Raw genomic sequence first — 14371 nt, 5'->3', positions numbered from 1 at the left:
GACTTCATTTATTACTTGGCTTCCGGCCGGAAGAGGTCTTCGATCCGGCAGCCGAAAACTTCGGCGAGTTTAAACGCCAGCGGCAGAGAGGGGTCATAGCGGCCCTTCTCCAGCGAAATGATCGTTTGCCTGGAGACTCCGAGCTCGTCGGCGAGCGCCTGCTGGGAGAAACCACGCTCCAAGCGGCGTGCGGGCAAGGTGTTTTCCACTACCCTTCAGCTCGCTTGATCAGCCAGTAGCGCACCGCGAAGTCAACCATGGCCACCATCACGACGCCGGCTAGCACCAGTCCGATCGACGCCTGGAACTGCAGGAAGGAAAACACCGCGCCACCCAGGCCGCAGACGAGCAGAAGGTCTTGGAAGACCCCGACTGCAGCCTTGTCGTACCACTGGGATTCCACCGATATCTCGGGATTTTTAGTGGCCCCGCGCAAGGTATCTCGGTCCAGCAGCAGCGCCCAGCAGGCTACCGAAAGTACCGGCAGCAGGCCGGCCATCATGACCAGGGCCGCCAATACGAAATTTTCCGGGAAGTTCAGCCTGGCGAAGAGCAGTCCCCCGCCGGCGGAGAGCACGAGCCCCACCAGCAGGCTGGTGATGATCAGCGCCGCCGAGCCGCCGCCGAAGCGCGATCGCCCCCACTTGGACTGGGCCACGGTTTTTGTGTTCATCTCAACTCCTGGTTCAATCCCTTAGCACGTAAATCTCACTTTACAGACAAGCTTACTTTACAGTCAAGCGACCTTTACATCATTGCTTAAAAACCAGCGGCGCCTTGCTTTCGCATGGCGCCGCTGGCGGTGATCCCCTCCAGGATCCCCGGAAGACCCCCCTTCCGGTCCGTCTGCCGCCCCGTCGCAATAGGGGCAGGAGACGAAATCTTTAGCCGAAGCGTCCGGAGACGTAATCCTCGGTGGCCTTCTGCTCCGGGTTGGAGAAGATGGCAGCGGTTTCGTTGTACTCGATGAGCTTGCCCGGCTTGCCGGTGCCCGCGATGTTGAAGAACGCGGTCCGATCCGAAACGCGCGCGGCCTGCTGCATATTGTGGGTCACGATCACCACGGTGAATTCGCTCTTCAGCTCGTTGATCAGGTCCTCGATGGCCAGCGTGGAGATCGGGTCCAGCGCCGAGCAAGGCTCATCCATCAAGATCACGTCGGGCTTCACCGCGATGGTGCGCGCGATGCACAGTCGCTGCTGCTGGCCACCGGAGAGCCCGGAGCCTGGCTTGTCCAAACGATCCTTGACTTCGTTCCACAGGTTCGCGCCGCGCAAGGACTTCTCCACCAGCGAGTCCGCATCCGAGCGGGAGATCTTCTTGCCGTTCAGCTTCACTCCGGCCAGCACATTGTCCTTGATGGACATGGTGGGGAACGGATTCGGACGCTGGAAGACCATGCCGATCTGGCTGCGCACGGTCACCGGGTCAACGCCTGGGCCGTAGAGGTCGTCGCCGTCGAGCAGCACCTCGCCCTCGACGCGGCCGCCGGGGATGACTTCATGCATGCGGTTCAGCGTGCGCAGGAAGGTCGACTTGCCGCAGCCCGAGGGGCCGATGAACGCGGTGACGGACTTTGGCTCGATGTTGATCGAGATATCTTCAACAGCGAGGAACTTGGAGTAGTAGACGTTCAGATCTTTGACGTCGATACGTTTTGCCATGATGTATTCCTTGAAAATCTAGTGGGGTGAGTGCCGGAGCCTAGCGGCTCAACGGCCCTTCTTCGGGGCGAACAGCGAGGCGATCAATCGGGCACCGAGGTTCAGCGCCATCACCATCAGGATCAGCAGCAGGGCAGCGGCCCAGGCGCGCTGCACCGAAGGGTCGATATTCGTCGGGCTGGTCGGAGTCAGGATCTGGTAGTAGATGAAGGTCGGCAGCGTGGACATCCAGTTTGCGAAGACGTTCGTATTGATGCTGCTGGCAATGCCTGCGGTCACCAGGATCGGTGCGGTCTCGCCAATCACGCGGGCAATAGCCAGGGTGACGCCGGAGGCGATACCGGAGATCGCGGTCGGGATGACTACCTTCAAGATGGTGCGCCAGCGGCGCACACCCAGCGCGTAGGACGCCTCGCGCAACTCGTTCGGAACGATCTTAAGCATTTCCTCGGTGGAGCGTACCACCGTGGGGATCATCAGCACGCTGAGCGCTACCGCCGCGACGATGCCCATGCGGGCGTTGGGGCCCAGGAGCAGTCCGAAGAACGCGGCGGCGAACAGGCCGGCCACGATGGACGGAATGCCGGTCATCACGTCAACGAAGAAGGTAATGGCCTTGGCCAGCACTCCGTTCTTCCCGTATTCGACGAGGTATACCGCGGTGAGCATGCCCACCGGCACCGAGATCAAGGTAGCCCACAAGGTGATCATCAGCGTGCCCAGCAGTGCGTGGTAGGCGCCGCCGATGACCGGTGCGCCGTCCGCTACGCTCTGGTTGTCCACCGCACCGGTGACCCCGTTCATGGAGCTGAACAGGAAGTGCGAGTTCATCCCCGGCAATCCCTTTTCCAGAACCGTGTAGAGCACCGAGGCCAGCGGGATCAGCGCCAGCAGGAAGGCCCCGTAGATCAGGTAGGTCCACATGGCGTTGCGGCCCTGGCGCCTGCCCTCGACCACCGAGGTGAGCACGGTACCGGCGATCACGAAGAGCACCGCCGAGTAGATCGCGAAGGTTGCCACGCTGAAGCCGGTCAGCGTGGAGAACGCGGCGCCGACAATGATCGCGCCGGCCGCGGTGGCGGGCACAGCCCAGCGGGGCAGCTTTCCCTTGGAAAGCGAATTGCGCTTGCGGCTCGGCGGGGTCGGCTGGGCCGCTTGGGTGTTGGCAGTCATGACACTCATCAGTTAGCTCCCGAGAATTCCTTGTGCCGGGCGATGATGCCACGGGCGATCATGTTCACGATCAGGGTGATCATGAACAGGACCAGGCCGGCGGCGATCAACTCGGCCAGACGCAACCCGAAAGCCTCGGGGAAGTTCAACGCGATTTCTGCCGCGATCGTCTGGTTGCCGGTCTTGATCAGCGATGGGATCAGGTTGCCGGTGGAGAGCACCAGGGCTACCGCCATGGTTTCACCCAGCGCGCGCCCCAGGCCCAGCATGACCGCGGAGATGATTCCCGGACGGGCGAAGGGGATCACCGCGGTGGTGATCATTTCCCAGCGGGTGGCGCCCAAAGCCAGGGCCGCCTCCTCGTGGAGCTTCGGGGTCTGCAAGAAGATTTCGCGGCTCAGCGAGGTGATGATCGGCAATACCATGACCGCCAGCACGATGCCTGCGGTGAGCATGGTCTTACCGGTCTGCGAGGCAGGACCGGCGAAAATCGGGATGAAGCCCAGATTCGCTGCCAGCCATTCGAAGGCCGGAACAAGTGCCGGGGCGAGCACCATATAACCCCAGGCGCCGTAGATCACCGAAGGGATCGCGGCCAGCAGGTCGATGACGTAGCCCAGCGGGCCGGCGACCTTACGCGGGGCGAAGTGCGAGATGAACAGGGCCACTCCGATACCGACGGGAGTGGCGATGAGAATTGCGATCGCCGAGGCGATCACGGTGCCGATAACAATCGGCCAGATGTAGGCGAAGAAGCCTTCCCCGCCGGAAATGTCGGCCGGATCGGCGACAAACGTCGGCAGGGCCTGAATGAGCAAGAAGATCGCAACGGCGAACAGCGTGACTAGGATCAGCACCCCGGCGGCTAATGCCGTTCCGGAGAAGATCTTGTCGCCCGCTTGACCCGAGGTCGATGACTTGCTTTTCAAAGCATTGGTAGTCATGGCAGGAGCCTTTACAAGGGAGGGGGTTACGACTGCGAGGTCGTGGGGTGGAGGGGGTTGCGTGGGCGAATCACTTCGATCCGCCCACGCGGTGCTGCGTTGTTACTACTTGGCGACGGTGATTGCGTCCAACGACTTCGCGGCCTTCTCGGCGATTGCCGCCGAGATTGGTGCGTTGCCCGCCGAGTCCTGAGCGGTCTTCTGGCCGTCTTCCGAGATCACGTAGTTGCCAAAGGCCTTTACCAGGTCAACTGTAGCCTGATCTTCGTAGGTGGTGCAGAAGATGTGGTACGAAAGCAGCACGATTGGGTAGGTGCCGGCTTCGGTGGTGTCGCGTTCCAGGTCCAGCGCCAGATCGATCTCGGCTGCGCCTTCGACTGGGGTCGCGGTCTCCAGCGCCTTGGCTGCCGCCTCGGCCGAGATCTTGGTGTATTCCTCGCCGACCTTCACGTTTACGGTGGACAGGTTGCCTACCGCGGAGAAATCGGCGTAGGTGATGGCACCATCGGTGGAGGTGGTGGTCGAAACCACGCCGGAGGTGCCCTTGGCGTTCTCCGACTGGATGTCGCTTGGCCAGTCACCGGAAACGTCGTAGTCCCAGACATCGCCGGCAGCGGCGGAGAGGTACTCGACGAAGTTCTCGGTGGTGCCGGATTCGTCGTTGCGGTGGACCACGGTGATGGCGGTGTCCGGAAGTTCAACTTCTGGGTTCTGGCTGGCGATAGCCTCATCATTCCACTTGGTGATTTCCTTCTTGAACACCTTGGCGATGGTTGCCGAATCCATGTTGATCTCTTCGACGCCCTCGAGGTTGAAGGCAATCGCGATCGGGGAGACGTAGGCAGGGATGTTGAATGCGCCCTCGGGACCGCAAACTTCCTTGGCCTTGTCTGCTTCATCGGCCTTCAGGTAGGCATCCGAGCCGGCGAACTGCGCGCCGCCTGCGAGGAATGCTTCGCGGCCCGCGCCGGAGCCATCCGGCGAGTACTGCACGTTGGCTTCCGCGTTCTCGGCCTTGAAGCCGGTGATCCAGGCTTCCATGGCCGAGTTCTGGCTGGAGGCGCCGATGCCGGTCAGCGTGCCGGTGACGCCGGCTGCCGCCGAGCTGTCTGCACCTTCGGAGCCAGCGGCTGCGGTCGGGTTGTCGGATCCGCAGGCGGTCAGCGCGAGCGCGGCGACGGAAAGGACTGCAGCTGCGCTGCCAAAACGATTGAGCTTCACGAGTATAACTCCCCATTTGTCGATGATCTAAGTAGGACCAGCAGCGGACATCTGCCACGCTTCGTATACGACGTTAAACGCCCGAGGTAACCAGCTGACCCGGCGAAGGTGAACAAAAGGTTAACAACCTTTCGAACGCACCGTGAGCTCGCTCACTGCCGCAATAACCTCGTTGCCAGTGCTCCACGTCACGGCGGCTCATGGAACACTAGTCACATGCCACAAGCACGAATTCCGCAACGCGTGAGCAAGTTCCTGGCCCAACGCAACCGTTCCGGGCTGGTGCGCGCGCGCAATTCCCTGCCGCGCATCCTGCGCATGACCCTGGGGGCAATCGGCGCGTTCTGGATAGCCTCGGCGATCTGGGGGCACACGGATCCCATCTTCGCCGCCACCAGCGCGCTGATCTCGCTGGGCTTCGGGGCCGCCACCACCACCCGGCGCACCGCCGAGGTGGCCCTGGGCTGCACGCTCGGCGTGGCGCTGGGCGATGGGCTCATGCACTGGTGGGGGCAGGGCATCTGGCAGGCCGCGGCGGTCATGTCGCTGTCCTTGGTCGTTGCCCGCTACCTGGATTCGGGAGCGATCTTCTCCACCCAGCTGGGCATGCAATCCGCCCTGGTGGTATTGCTGCCGATCAGCGCGGACGGGCCCTTCGCCAGATCGTTCGACGCCATGACCGGTTCCGTGCTGGCGCTGCTGATCATCGTGCTATGGCCCAGCGATCCGCGGCGCACCCCGATCGGCGCCCTGTCGGATCTGCTCAAGGAACTTTCCGAGGCGATGATCGAATGCTCCTGGGCGGTGCGGGACGACGATCACCGCTCGGCCTTCCACGCCCTGATCAAGGCGCGCGCCACGCAACGCCACGTCGAAAAGCTACCGTCGGCCTTCCGCGTGGCCAAGGAAATCGCCACCCTGTCCCCCACGGCACGCAGGCACCGGCACGAACTTGCCCGGCTCGCCTTGCGGCTGGAGCACTACGACCGTGCCGCGCGCAATAGCCGCGTCTTCGCCCGCCGCCTAGCCTCGGTGCTCAGCAACGGCGCGCTGACCGCCGAGGGGGCGCAGAATGTGGCACCGCTGCTGCGCGATGTGTCCGAGGCGGTCAACACCATGGCCCATTCGGTGCGCGAACCCACCGTGGCGGGGCAGCGAAAATTCGAGAAGGCCGCACGCCACCAGCTCGAAGCCGTGGCAGCCCAGCTTGACCCGCGGGAGCTGGGCGTCGAGGGGCTCCAAGGCGAAGGGCTGGTGCTGCTCCTGCGTCCGCTGGTCGTCGACCTCCTGCAGGCCGCCGGCCGCGATCACCAAGAAGCTGTCGGGCCGCTGCCCCGCCTGAGCTGAATTGTCCGCCGGCCTCGATAGCATTGGTACATGGCCAAGACCTCGACACGCAGCAAGTCTTCAGCAAGCTATAAATGCGCCGAATGCGGCTGGACGACGATCAAATGGGTCGGCCGTTGCGGCGAATGCCAGGCCTGGGGTTCGGTGGAGGAAGTCGGTGCGGTAACCGCTCGCACCGCCCCGGCGGCGAAGGTCGCGAACCTTGCCCAGCCCATCTCGGAAATAGACGGTTCCGCGGCGGCTTTCCGCAGCAGCGGCGTCTCCGAACTGGACCGGGTGCTTGGCGGCGGCTTGGTGCCCGCCGCGGCGATCCTGCTCGCCGGCGAGCCCGGAGTGGGCAAATCCACGCTGCTCCTCGACGTCGCGGCGAAGGCCGCCCAGACCGGGCTTCGCGTGCTCTATCTAACCGGCGAAGAATCCGCGGCGCAGGTGAAATCCCGCGCCGAGCGCATCAACGCCATCGCGGACAATCTCTACCTGGCGGCCGAAACGGACCTGTCCTTGGCCCTCGGGCAGATCCGCGAGATCGACCCGCAGCTGCTGGTTTTGGACTCGGTACAGACCTTCTCCTCGGCCGAGATCGATGGTTCCGCCGGCGGCGTTTCGCAGGTGCGTGAGGTTGCCGCCTCCATCATCAACGCGGCAAAGACCCGCGCGATGACCACCATCATGGTCGGGCATGTGACCAAGGAAGGCTCGGTAGCCGGCCCCCGCCTGCTCGAGCACCTGGTGGACGTGGTCTGTCAATTCGACGGGGAGAAGCATTCCCGGCTGCGCATCCTGCGCGCGCTGAAAAACCGCTACGGCGCCACCGACGAGGTGGGCTGCTTCGACTTGAATGAAGATGGCATCCAATCGCTGACCGACCCGTCGAAACTCTTCGTCACGCGAACCCGCAATCCGGTGCCCGGCACCTGCATCACGGTGACCTTGGAGGGCCGGCGCCCGCTGGTCGCCGAGGTGCAGACGCTGCTTTCGCGCTCTACCGCACCGGCCCCGCGCCGCGCGACCAGCGGCCTGGATCCGGCCCGTGCGCAGATGGTGCTCGCGGTCCTCCAAGCGCGTGCCCGCATGGATCTGTCCTCCATGGATTCCTATATCGCCACCGTCGGCGGAGTGAAAATCTCCGAACCGGCTGCCGATCTCTCCTGCGCCCTGGCGATCGCTTCCTCGATGAACGAATTCCCGCTCCCGCAGGACTTCGTCGCCTTCGGCGAGGTGGGCCTGGCCGGTGAGGTCCGCCAGGTTCCGGAGATCTCCCGCCGCATCACCGAGGCGGCCCGCTTGGGGTTCTCCTTCGCCATGGCTCCGGCCACCCCCGAGCCGCTGAAAAACATTCCGGCAGGCATCCGCGTCTTCCAGGTCGAGTCGATCGCCGAGGCCCTGGATGTCGCCTTTACCCAAAGGCAGAACTCCACGCGATAAAATGGGGGTTGCTGCCCGCTGAAAGGACGCACGGTGAAACTGCACCCCACCCCCGCATTGCTCTCCACCCTGGCCCGCATCGCCCCGGGAACCGAACTTGCCGAAGGTCTCGAACGCATCCAGCGCGGACGCACCGGAGCGCTGATAGTCCTCGGCCACGACCGGGTGGTCGAGTCCATCTGCTCCGGCGGTTTCCGCATCAATACCGAATACGCCCCGACCCGGATCCGCGAACTGGCGAAAATGGACGGGGCGATCATTCTTGACGCAACCGGCAAGCAGCTGCTGCAAGCCGGCGTGCAGCTGATGCCGGACGCGGTGATCGAAACCCAGGAGTCGGGCACCAGGCACCGTACGGCCGAGCGGGTGGCGATGCAGACAGGTTTCCCGGTGATTTCGGTGTCCCAGTCGATGCACACCATCACCCTCTATGCCGCCGGCGAGCGCTACGTGCTGGAAACCAGCGGGCGGCTGCTGGCTCGTGGCAATCAGGCGGTGGCCACCCTGGAACGCTATCGGCACCGCCTGGATCAGGTGACCAGCGCCCTGTCGGCAGCCGAAATCGAGGACGTTGCCACGGTGCGCGAGGTGCTTGCGGTGTTGCAGCGCACCGAGATGCTGCGGCGCACCAGCGAAGAGATCTCCCGCCACGTGCTCGAACTCGGTGTGGATGGCCGCTTGCTGGCAGCTCAGCATGCCGAGCTGCTCGCCGGGATCCAGACCGACAACCAACTGATCCTGCGTGATTACTCCAACGCCGAGGGCGCGGAGCTGGATATCGATGCGGCGCTTGAAAAGCTGCATGAGATTTCCGATTCGCAGTTGATCGAGCTGGAGGCGCTGACCAAGATCCTGTTCCCGCACGCGACGGTGAGCCAAGATGACCAGCTCACCCCGAAGGGCTACCGGCTGCTCTCGCAAATCCGCACGGTACCCAAGGCTATCGGCGAGCGCTTGGTGGCCGCCTTCGACAACCTGCAGCATCTCATGGCCGCTTCGACCACGTCCTTGATGGAAATCGAAGGGGTTGGCGAACAGCGTGCACGCTCGATCCGCGAGGGGCTGGCCCGCATGGCCGAATCCTCGCTGCTGGACCGCTACATTTAGTCCAGTTGGAAGGTGACGGGCTCCGAGTTGTTTTCGCCCAAGGCCGCGGTGAACTTGTAGGTTCCAGGTCGGGGCTGCACGTTGACCGACTTGCAGCCCGGGGCCGAACGCTGCCGGGCCCAGGAGAAGCGCGCAGATTCTTTCTGCCCCGGCTTCATCATGAGCTGTACGTCTTCGCCGTCGGTGAGGCAATCGACCGTGGAGAAGATCCGATCGTTGCCGCTGGTAATCAAAAATTCCTGCTGCGTGGTGCCCACGTTCAGCTCGCACTCACGCTTGGAGGTATTCTCGATCCCGAGGATGAGCACAGGCTGCTTGTCGGTGGCGTAGGAACCGGCATCCGTCTGCGCGGTGATTTCGATCTCTTCCACCGTGCATTTTCCGTCCGAGCTCGGTTCGGCTGATTCGCTGGGGCTTGCCGAGTTGGTCGGCGCGGCTTGCGGATCGCCAGCTCCTGCCGGGCTGGCACCGAGGATTCCGGCCAGCGCAACGGTGCCCCACACCAGCAAACCGACAATAGCCAGTGCGATCGCGACCACGGCAATGCGCCGACGGCGATATACGCTCGCCGCCGATTTTGCCCCCGATGCATTGCTCATAGCTTAAGGCTAGTTCATCGCTGGCCCACAGCGCGGTAATGCAGGCCGATTCCGCACCGTGAATCCGCTCGCTTAGAGTGGAGTACGTGCAAGAAATCCACCGCCAGATCAATGACTGGTACTCCGCCAACGCCCGCGACCTTCCTTGGCGACGCCCCGGGGTCACCGGATGGGCCGTTATGGTCAGTGAATTCATGCTGCAGCAAACCCCCGTGGTACGGGTGCAGCCCGTCTGGGAAGAGTGGATGCGCCGCTGGCCGCGGCCCCAAGACCTTGCCGCCGAACCGCTCTCCGAGGCGCTCAAAGCGTGGGGGCGCCTAGGCTACCCGCGCCGCGCCATGCGCTTGCATGCGGCGGCCATCGAAATTACCACCGAATACAACGGCGTCGTCCCCGAAACCGAAGAGCGGTTGCGTGCCCTGCCGGGCGTGGGCGAGTACACCGCCGCGGCGATCGCCTGCTTCGCCTACGGGCAGCGCACCGTGGTGGTGGACACGAACATCCGCCGGGTGCACGCCCGGCTCTTCGGCGCGATGGCCTTGCCCGAACCGAACCCGCGGGCCAGCGAGTTCGCCCGCGCCCGCCAGGTGCAGCCCGAAGACACCGAAACCGCGAACCGCTGGAACATCTCGGTGATGGAACTCGGCGCGCTGATCTGCACCGCCCGCTCCCCGCAATGCGAGGCTTGCCCGGTTTTCGAGCACTGCGCGTGGATCAAGGCAGGGCAGCCGGCCCCGCACTATGTGCCCAAGGGGCAAGCCTGGAAGGGCACCGACCGGCAGGTGCGCGGGGCGATCATGGCGGTCCTGCGCGAACACGAAGAACCAGTGCGGCGCGAGACTTTCCTCGCCGACCTCGCGCGCCAGGAGCACGCAAAGTTCGTTGCGCTAGGGAAACTCGAGGCACCGCTCGAGCAGCGTGAACGCGCGTTGGCCGGGCTGCTGCGCGACGGGCTGGCGATTGACGATGCAGCCGGGGTGCGCCTGCCAAGCTGACCCGGTGCGCGCCGTGTCTCGCATTCGGCCTCCTGCCAACTTATGCTGTGCCTATGAAAGGTTCAGCCGACGCAGTTCACGCCGCCCGCATGGCGGCCGATCACCCCTGGTTTGAGCGTGCCGCGCGCTTGGGCTACGCCGCGAACGGCCTGCTGCATGGGGTCTTGGGCCTGCTCGCGGTCCTCCTGGCAACCGGCGGTTCGGCGGAAGCCGACCAGAGCGGTGCACTGCAGGCGCTTGCCGCGCAACCCTTCGGCGAGGTGCTGCTGTGGGTCTGCGCCGCCGGGGCCGCGCTGCTGGGATTCTGGCATCTCGGGCAGGCTTTTTTCGAGCAGGAGAAGCTTTTTGACCGGCTCAAATATGTGGCCACGGGCCTGGTTTTCATCGTGGTCGGCGCCACCTTCGGCCGCTACGCGCTCGGCGGCAGGAGCGACTCCGGGCAGACGGCAAGCAGCTTCAGCGCCGAACTGATGGGCCATCCGCTCGGGCGGATCGCGCTGATCCTCTTGGGCTTGGCGCTGATCGCCATGGCGGGCTACTACGCCTACAAGGGTGTGACCCGAAGGTTCCTAGCCGACCTCTCGGCCTCGGGCGGAACAAAGTTCTCCCCCGCCATCAAGCTCAGCGGAACCATCGGTTATGTGGCCAAGGCCCTGGTGCTCGCGGCCCTCGGCTTGCTGTTCATCAGCTCAACGATCCAGCAGGACCCCGACGAGGCCACCGGGGTGGACGGGGCGTTGAAGGCGATCGGCGAGCAAAGCTTCGGGCCACCGGTACTCGCGGCTATCGGCGTCGGATTGCTGGCCTACGCCATCTACTTGTTCTTCCGCGCGCGCTTCGACTCGATGGACTAGAAGGCCAAGATCATTCGAGTGTTGCCCAGCGTATTGGGCTTCACGCGGGCCAGATCCAGGAATTCCGCGACGCCTTCATCCCGTGAGTGCAAGAGTTCCTGATACACCTCATGGTCTACCGCCGACTGGTCCTCCATGACGGTGAACCCGTGGCGTTCGAAGAAGGCCACCTCGAAGGTCAGGCAGAAGACCCGGGAAACTCCGACGGCCTTGGCCCGGCGCAGCAATTCCTCGATGAGCGCATGCCCCACCCCCTGCCCGCGGTACCGGGCGTCGGTGGCGAGGGTGCGGATCTCGGCGATATCCTCCCAGATCACGTGCAGGCCGCCGCAGCCGGCTACCTCCCCGCCTGCGTCTTCGGCGATCACGAACTCCTGGATTGACTCGTAATAGGTCACCGACTCCTTATCCAGCAGAATCCGGTCCACCGCCAAGGGCCGGACAAGATCCCTGATTTTGGCGACATCGCTGGTACGGGCTGAACGGACGGTAAAAGTATTCACCTGCCAAATACTATTCGCGCGATCAACGCCACCCAAGCGTTCACGTCTTTTTTGTGACACATCAGCTAGGCAATATGCAACACTAAGGACGGACAAGCACAAATCAGGGAGCATCATGCAACGGCATATGGCCAAACCCGGAGCCGGCCTGCTGCTGGTACTCCTCGCAGCGGTGGGCATTGCACCGCTGTTCACCTACGGGTTGAGCGCGACCAGTGACCTTGTCATCCGCGACCTGCACATCAGCGAGGCGCAGTTCGGTTTGCTGGCTACCGTATGCTTCGGCTGCGCGGCTGTCGGCAACGCCGCCTTCAGCTCCTTCGCGGACCGGCAAAAAGACACCACCCTGTTCATCATCATCTTCGGCCTGGCCGCGGCCGCGCTGGCGCTCGTTGCGCTTCCCGGCGGATACGCGGTATTGCTGATCGCCGCGATGCTCGCCGGATTCGCCCAGTCATTCCCGAATGGGGTCACCAACCGGGTGCTGGTCCAACGCGTGCCCGGTGCCCAGCGCATCACCTGGACCGGGGTCAAGCAATCCGGGGTGCAGGTCAGCCAGCTGGTAGGCAGCTTGGGGTTCCCGCTGTTGGCAGCCTGGGTGGGTTGGCGCGGCGCCTCGCTGGCCGGCGCGGTGCTGGCAGGGGTGCTCGGTGTGCTCGCGGTGAAGCTGCTCAACGCCACCGCCATGCTGCCGGCCGCCCCGAGCGTCAAGCGGGAGAACTCGGCAGCCGCTACCGGCCCGTCCACCCGTTTCATCGTCGTCACGCTGACCGTCTTCGGCTTCGTCAACGGCTTGGGGGTGCAGGCGACGAACGTGTACCTTCCGCTCTTCGCGGTGCGCGAGTTGGACTTTTCACTGCTGCTGGGCGGACTGACCGCCGCGGTGGCCGGCGCCTTCGGGGTCAGCGCCCGCATCGGCTGGGGCGCGCTGATGGGACGCGGGGTCTCCGCGCCGAAACTGCTGCTCACCCTGGCGCTGCTGGCTACCACCGGAGGACTGACATTTTGGCAAGCGCAGGTTCAGCACTCGGCCTGGTTGCTGTGGCTGGCGGTGATCCTGCACGGTGCGGCGGCGCTGGGCGTCTCGGTGGTGCTGATGGCGGCATTGCTGCGCGCAGTTCCCGCGGCTTCCCTGGGCAGTGCCACCGGCATCGTCTCGGCCGGCCAATTCGCCGGATTCACCTTTGGCCCGTTGCTGATGGGCGCGCTGATCTCCTCCCCTGGCGGCTTCACCGCCGGGTGGGTTGCGGTCATCGGAATTTACCTGTGCTGCGTGCTCTTGGGGCTGTATCTGGTCTTCCGAAAGCGTGCCTAAATGGATTTGCAGACACTCGCCCACCTGCGCCGGGCCCGCGACCTGATGGACCGCAGGTATGCCGACCCCCTGGACGTGCCGGCCATGGCCGCTCGTGCGCTGATGTCCCCCGCTCATTTCTCCCGCGAGTTCAAGCGCGCCTATGGCGAAACACCGTATTCCTACCTGCTGACCCGGCGTATCGAGCGGGCCATGCACCTGCTGCGCGCCGGGGTGTCGGTGACGGATGCCTGCATGCAGGTCGGCTGGAGCTCGCTGGGTTCTTTCAGCAGCCGGTTCACCGAGGTGGTCGGGCAGTCCCCTTCGGCCTACCGCGAGCGCGAGCATTCGGCGACGGAAGAGATTCCCGCCTGCATCGCCAAGATCCTGCTGCGTCCGCCGCGATTCTGAGCAGTTTTGAAGAAGCCGGGCAGAAATCCCGCCGCTAGGCTGAAATCATGACAAATATTAGTGTGCAGTATGTTCCCGTGACGGTTCTCGACGTTGATGAGGCGCTGGTTTTCTACCGTGACGCGCTCGGTTTAGCGGTCGCCTCCGATGTGGCTCACGGTGGGTTCCGATGGGTATCCCTCGCAGTATCGGGTCAGCCCGGGCTGAACTTGGTGCTTTCCGCTCCGGGCGCGGGGCGCTCCGCAGAAGACGCCGCTGCCCTCGGGGAGCTTATCGCCAAGGGTGCGCTGGGCGGTTTGGTGCTTTCGGTTCCCGACGTGGATTCGCTCTTCGAATCGCTGAGCGCCAGCGGTGCGGAGGTATTGCAAGAGCCCGTGGACCAGCCGTGGGGGCCACGCGATTGCGCCTTCCGCGATCCCTCGGGCAATATGGTTCGCATCAACCAGGTTTCCTAGGAGAAAAGCATGCCGGATACAGACCAGTCGGGATTCAGCGCCGCCGAGAAGGCCGCAATCAAGGAACGCGCGGCCGAGGTAAAGGCTCCGAAGAAGCGCATGACCAAGGCCGAGAAGCAGGAGCAGGCGCGCAAGGATCTTGAAGCGAAGATCGACTCCTTCGAGGGTACGGACAAGGAACTGGCCCAGCGCCTGCACGAACTCATCACCGCCACCGCGCCGCAACTGGAGCCAAAGCTCTGGTATGGCATGCCCGCCTACGCGCTCGATGGCAAGGTGCTGTGCTTCATCCAGGATGCGAAGAAGTTCGAGGCCCGCTACCTGACCTTCGGATTCAACGATGTGGCGATGCTCGATGAGGGAACGCTGTGGCCCACCT

At 64.1% G+C, this 14371-nt stretch carries 17 protein-coding genes; 9 read left to right on the top strand and 8 right to left on the bottom strand.

Going from position 1 to position 14371, the window contains the following annotated elements; translation table 11 throughout:
- Positions 1–11 precede the first annotated feature (11 nt).
- From ACT3UQ_RS00085 to pstS, 6 genes are all read right to left on the bottom strand, one after another.
- The gene (locus tag ACT3UQ_RS00085) at positions 12–209 is read right to left on the bottom strand and encodes a helix-turn-helix transcriptional regulator (protein ID WP_444636297.1); all 198 of its coding nucleotides are present in this window, start codon (positions 207–209) and stop codon (positions 12–14) included.
- A complete protein-coding gene (locus ACT3UQ_RS00080; RefSeq protein WP_444636296.1) occupies positions 209–673 on the bottom strand; it encodes a hypothetical protein in 465 nt (154 codons plus the stop codon). Before ACT3UQ_RS00080 ends, ACT3UQ_RS00085 begins: the two co-directional genes overlap by 1 nt.
- Positions 674–884: 211 nt before the next feature.
- A complete protein-coding gene (pstB, locus tag ACT3UQ_RS00075; RefSeq protein WP_096285961.1) occupies positions 885–1664 on the bottom strand; it encodes a phosphate ABC transporter ATP-binding protein PstB in 780 nt (259 codons plus the stop codon).
- Positions 1665–1712: 48 nt separating this feature from the next.
- Positions 1713–2846, bottom strand: coding sequence for a phosphate ABC transporter permease PstA (pstA, locus tag ACT3UQ_RS00070; protein WP_374954792.1), 1134 nt, complete (start codon positions 2844–2846; stop codon positions 1713–1715).
- A complete protein-coding gene (gene pstC, locus ACT3UQ_RS00065) occupies positions 2846–3781 on the bottom strand; it encodes a phosphate ABC transporter permease subunit PstC (RefSeq protein WP_096285963.1) in 936 nt (311 codons plus the stop codon). Before pstC ends, pstA begins: the two co-directional genes overlap by 1 nt.
- A 105-nt stretch (positions 3782–3886) precedes the next feature.
- Positions 3887–5002 carry a phosphate ABC transporter substrate-binding protein PstS gene (gene pstS, locus ACT3UQ_RS00060; protein ID WP_096285965.1) on the bottom strand — a complete coding sequence of 372 codons (1116 nt, stop codon included), beginning with the start codon at positions 5000–5002 and terminating at the stop codon, positions 3887–3889.
- A gap of 216 nt (positions 5003–5218) precedes the next feature.
- Between pstS and ACT3UQ_RS00055 the strand changes: the two genes are divergently transcribed.
- From ACT3UQ_RS00055 to disA, 3 genes are read left to right on the top strand one after another with little or no spacing between them, the layout of a single operon-like run.
- The gene (locus ACT3UQ_RS00055; protein ID WP_096285967.1) at positions 5219–6349 is read left to right on the top strand and encodes an FUSC family protein; all 1131 of its coding nucleotides are present in this window, start codon (positions 5219–5221) and stop codon (positions 6347–6349) included.
- A 30-nt stretch (positions 6350–6379) separates the two neighbouring features.
- Positions 6380–7774 carry a DNA repair protein RadA gene (gene radA / locus ACT3UQ_RS00050; protein ID WP_096285969.1) on the top strand — a complete coding sequence of 465 codons (1395 nt, stop codon included), beginning with the start codon at positions 6380–6382 and terminating at the stop codon, positions 7772–7774.
- A gap of 33 nt (positions 7775–7807) precedes the next feature.
- On the top strand, positions 7808–8881 hold the full coding sequence (gene disA, locus ACT3UQ_RS00045) for a DNA integrity scanning diadenylate cyclase DisA (protein WP_105553650.1): 1074 nt from the start codon (positions 7808–7810) through the stop codon (positions 8879–8881).
- Here disA and ACT3UQ_RS00040 read toward each other — a convergent pair.
- Positions 8878–9480, bottom strand: coding sequence for a hypothetical protein (locus ACT3UQ_RS00040; RefSeq protein ID WP_444636295.1), 603 nt, complete (start codon positions 9478–9480; stop codon positions 8878–8880). The two genes, disA and ACT3UQ_RS00040, sit on opposite strands and share 4 nt — an antisense overlap.
- An 86-nt stretch (positions 9481–9566) precedes the next feature.
- Here ACT3UQ_RS00040 and ACT3UQ_RS00035 point away from each other — a divergent pair, with 86 nt between their 5' ends.
- Complete coding sequence (locus ACT3UQ_RS00035; protein WP_105553652.1) at positions 9567–10475, top strand: A/G-specific adenine glycosylase; 909 nt, start codon at positions 9567–9569, stop codon at positions 10473–10475.
- Positions 10476–10528: 53 nt separating this feature from the next.
- Positions 10529–11329 (top strand): DUF1206 domain-containing protein, encoded by an 801-nt coding sequence (locus ACT3UQ_RS00030; protein WP_444636294.1) that lies wholly within the window; start codon positions 10529–10531, stop codon positions 11327–11329.
- Here ACT3UQ_RS00030 and ACT3UQ_RS00025 read toward each other — a convergent pair.
- Positions 11326–11832 (bottom strand): amino-acid N-acetyltransferase, encoded by a 507-nt coding sequence (locus ACT3UQ_RS00025; protein WP_444636293.1) that lies wholly within the window; start codon positions 11830–11832, stop codon positions 11326–11328. The two genes, ACT3UQ_RS00030 and ACT3UQ_RS00025, sit on opposite strands and share 4 nt — an antisense overlap.
- Before the next feature lie 115 nt (positions 11833–11947).
- Between ACT3UQ_RS00025 and ACT3UQ_RS00020 the strand changes: the two genes are divergently transcribed.
- The 4 genes from ACT3UQ_RS00020 to ACT3UQ_RS00005 all read left to right on the top strand — a co-directional run.
- On the top strand, positions 11948–13147 hold the full coding sequence (locus tag ACT3UQ_RS00020) for an MFS transporter (protein ID WP_181150533.1): 1200 nt from the start codon (positions 11948–11950) through the stop codon (positions 13145–13147).
- Entirely contained in the window at positions 13148–13537 is a 390-nt protein-coding gene (locus ACT3UQ_RS00015) for a helix-turn-helix domain-containing protein (protein ID WP_105553655.1), read from the top strand.
- Between the two features lie 47 nt (positions 13538–13584).
- On the top strand, positions 13585–13992 hold the full coding sequence (locus ACT3UQ_RS00010) for a VOC family protein (RefSeq protein ID WP_105553656.1): 408 nt from the start codon (positions 13585–13587) through the stop codon (positions 13990–13992).
- 9 nt (positions 13993–14001) lie between these two features.
- The coding region (locus ACT3UQ_RS00005; RefSeq protein WP_444636291.1) for an iron chaperone at positions 14002–14371 on the top strand (370 nt) is incomplete at its 3' end.

The organism is Glutamicibacter sp. AOP12-B1-11 (assembly GCF_052379245.1).
Classification (GTDB): domain Bacteria; phylum Actinomycetota; class Actinomycetes; order Actinomycetales; family Micrococcaceae; genus Glutamicibacter.
Note: the sequence above shows the minus strand (reverse complement) of the source record. Positions and strands in the feature narration are given on the sequence as shown.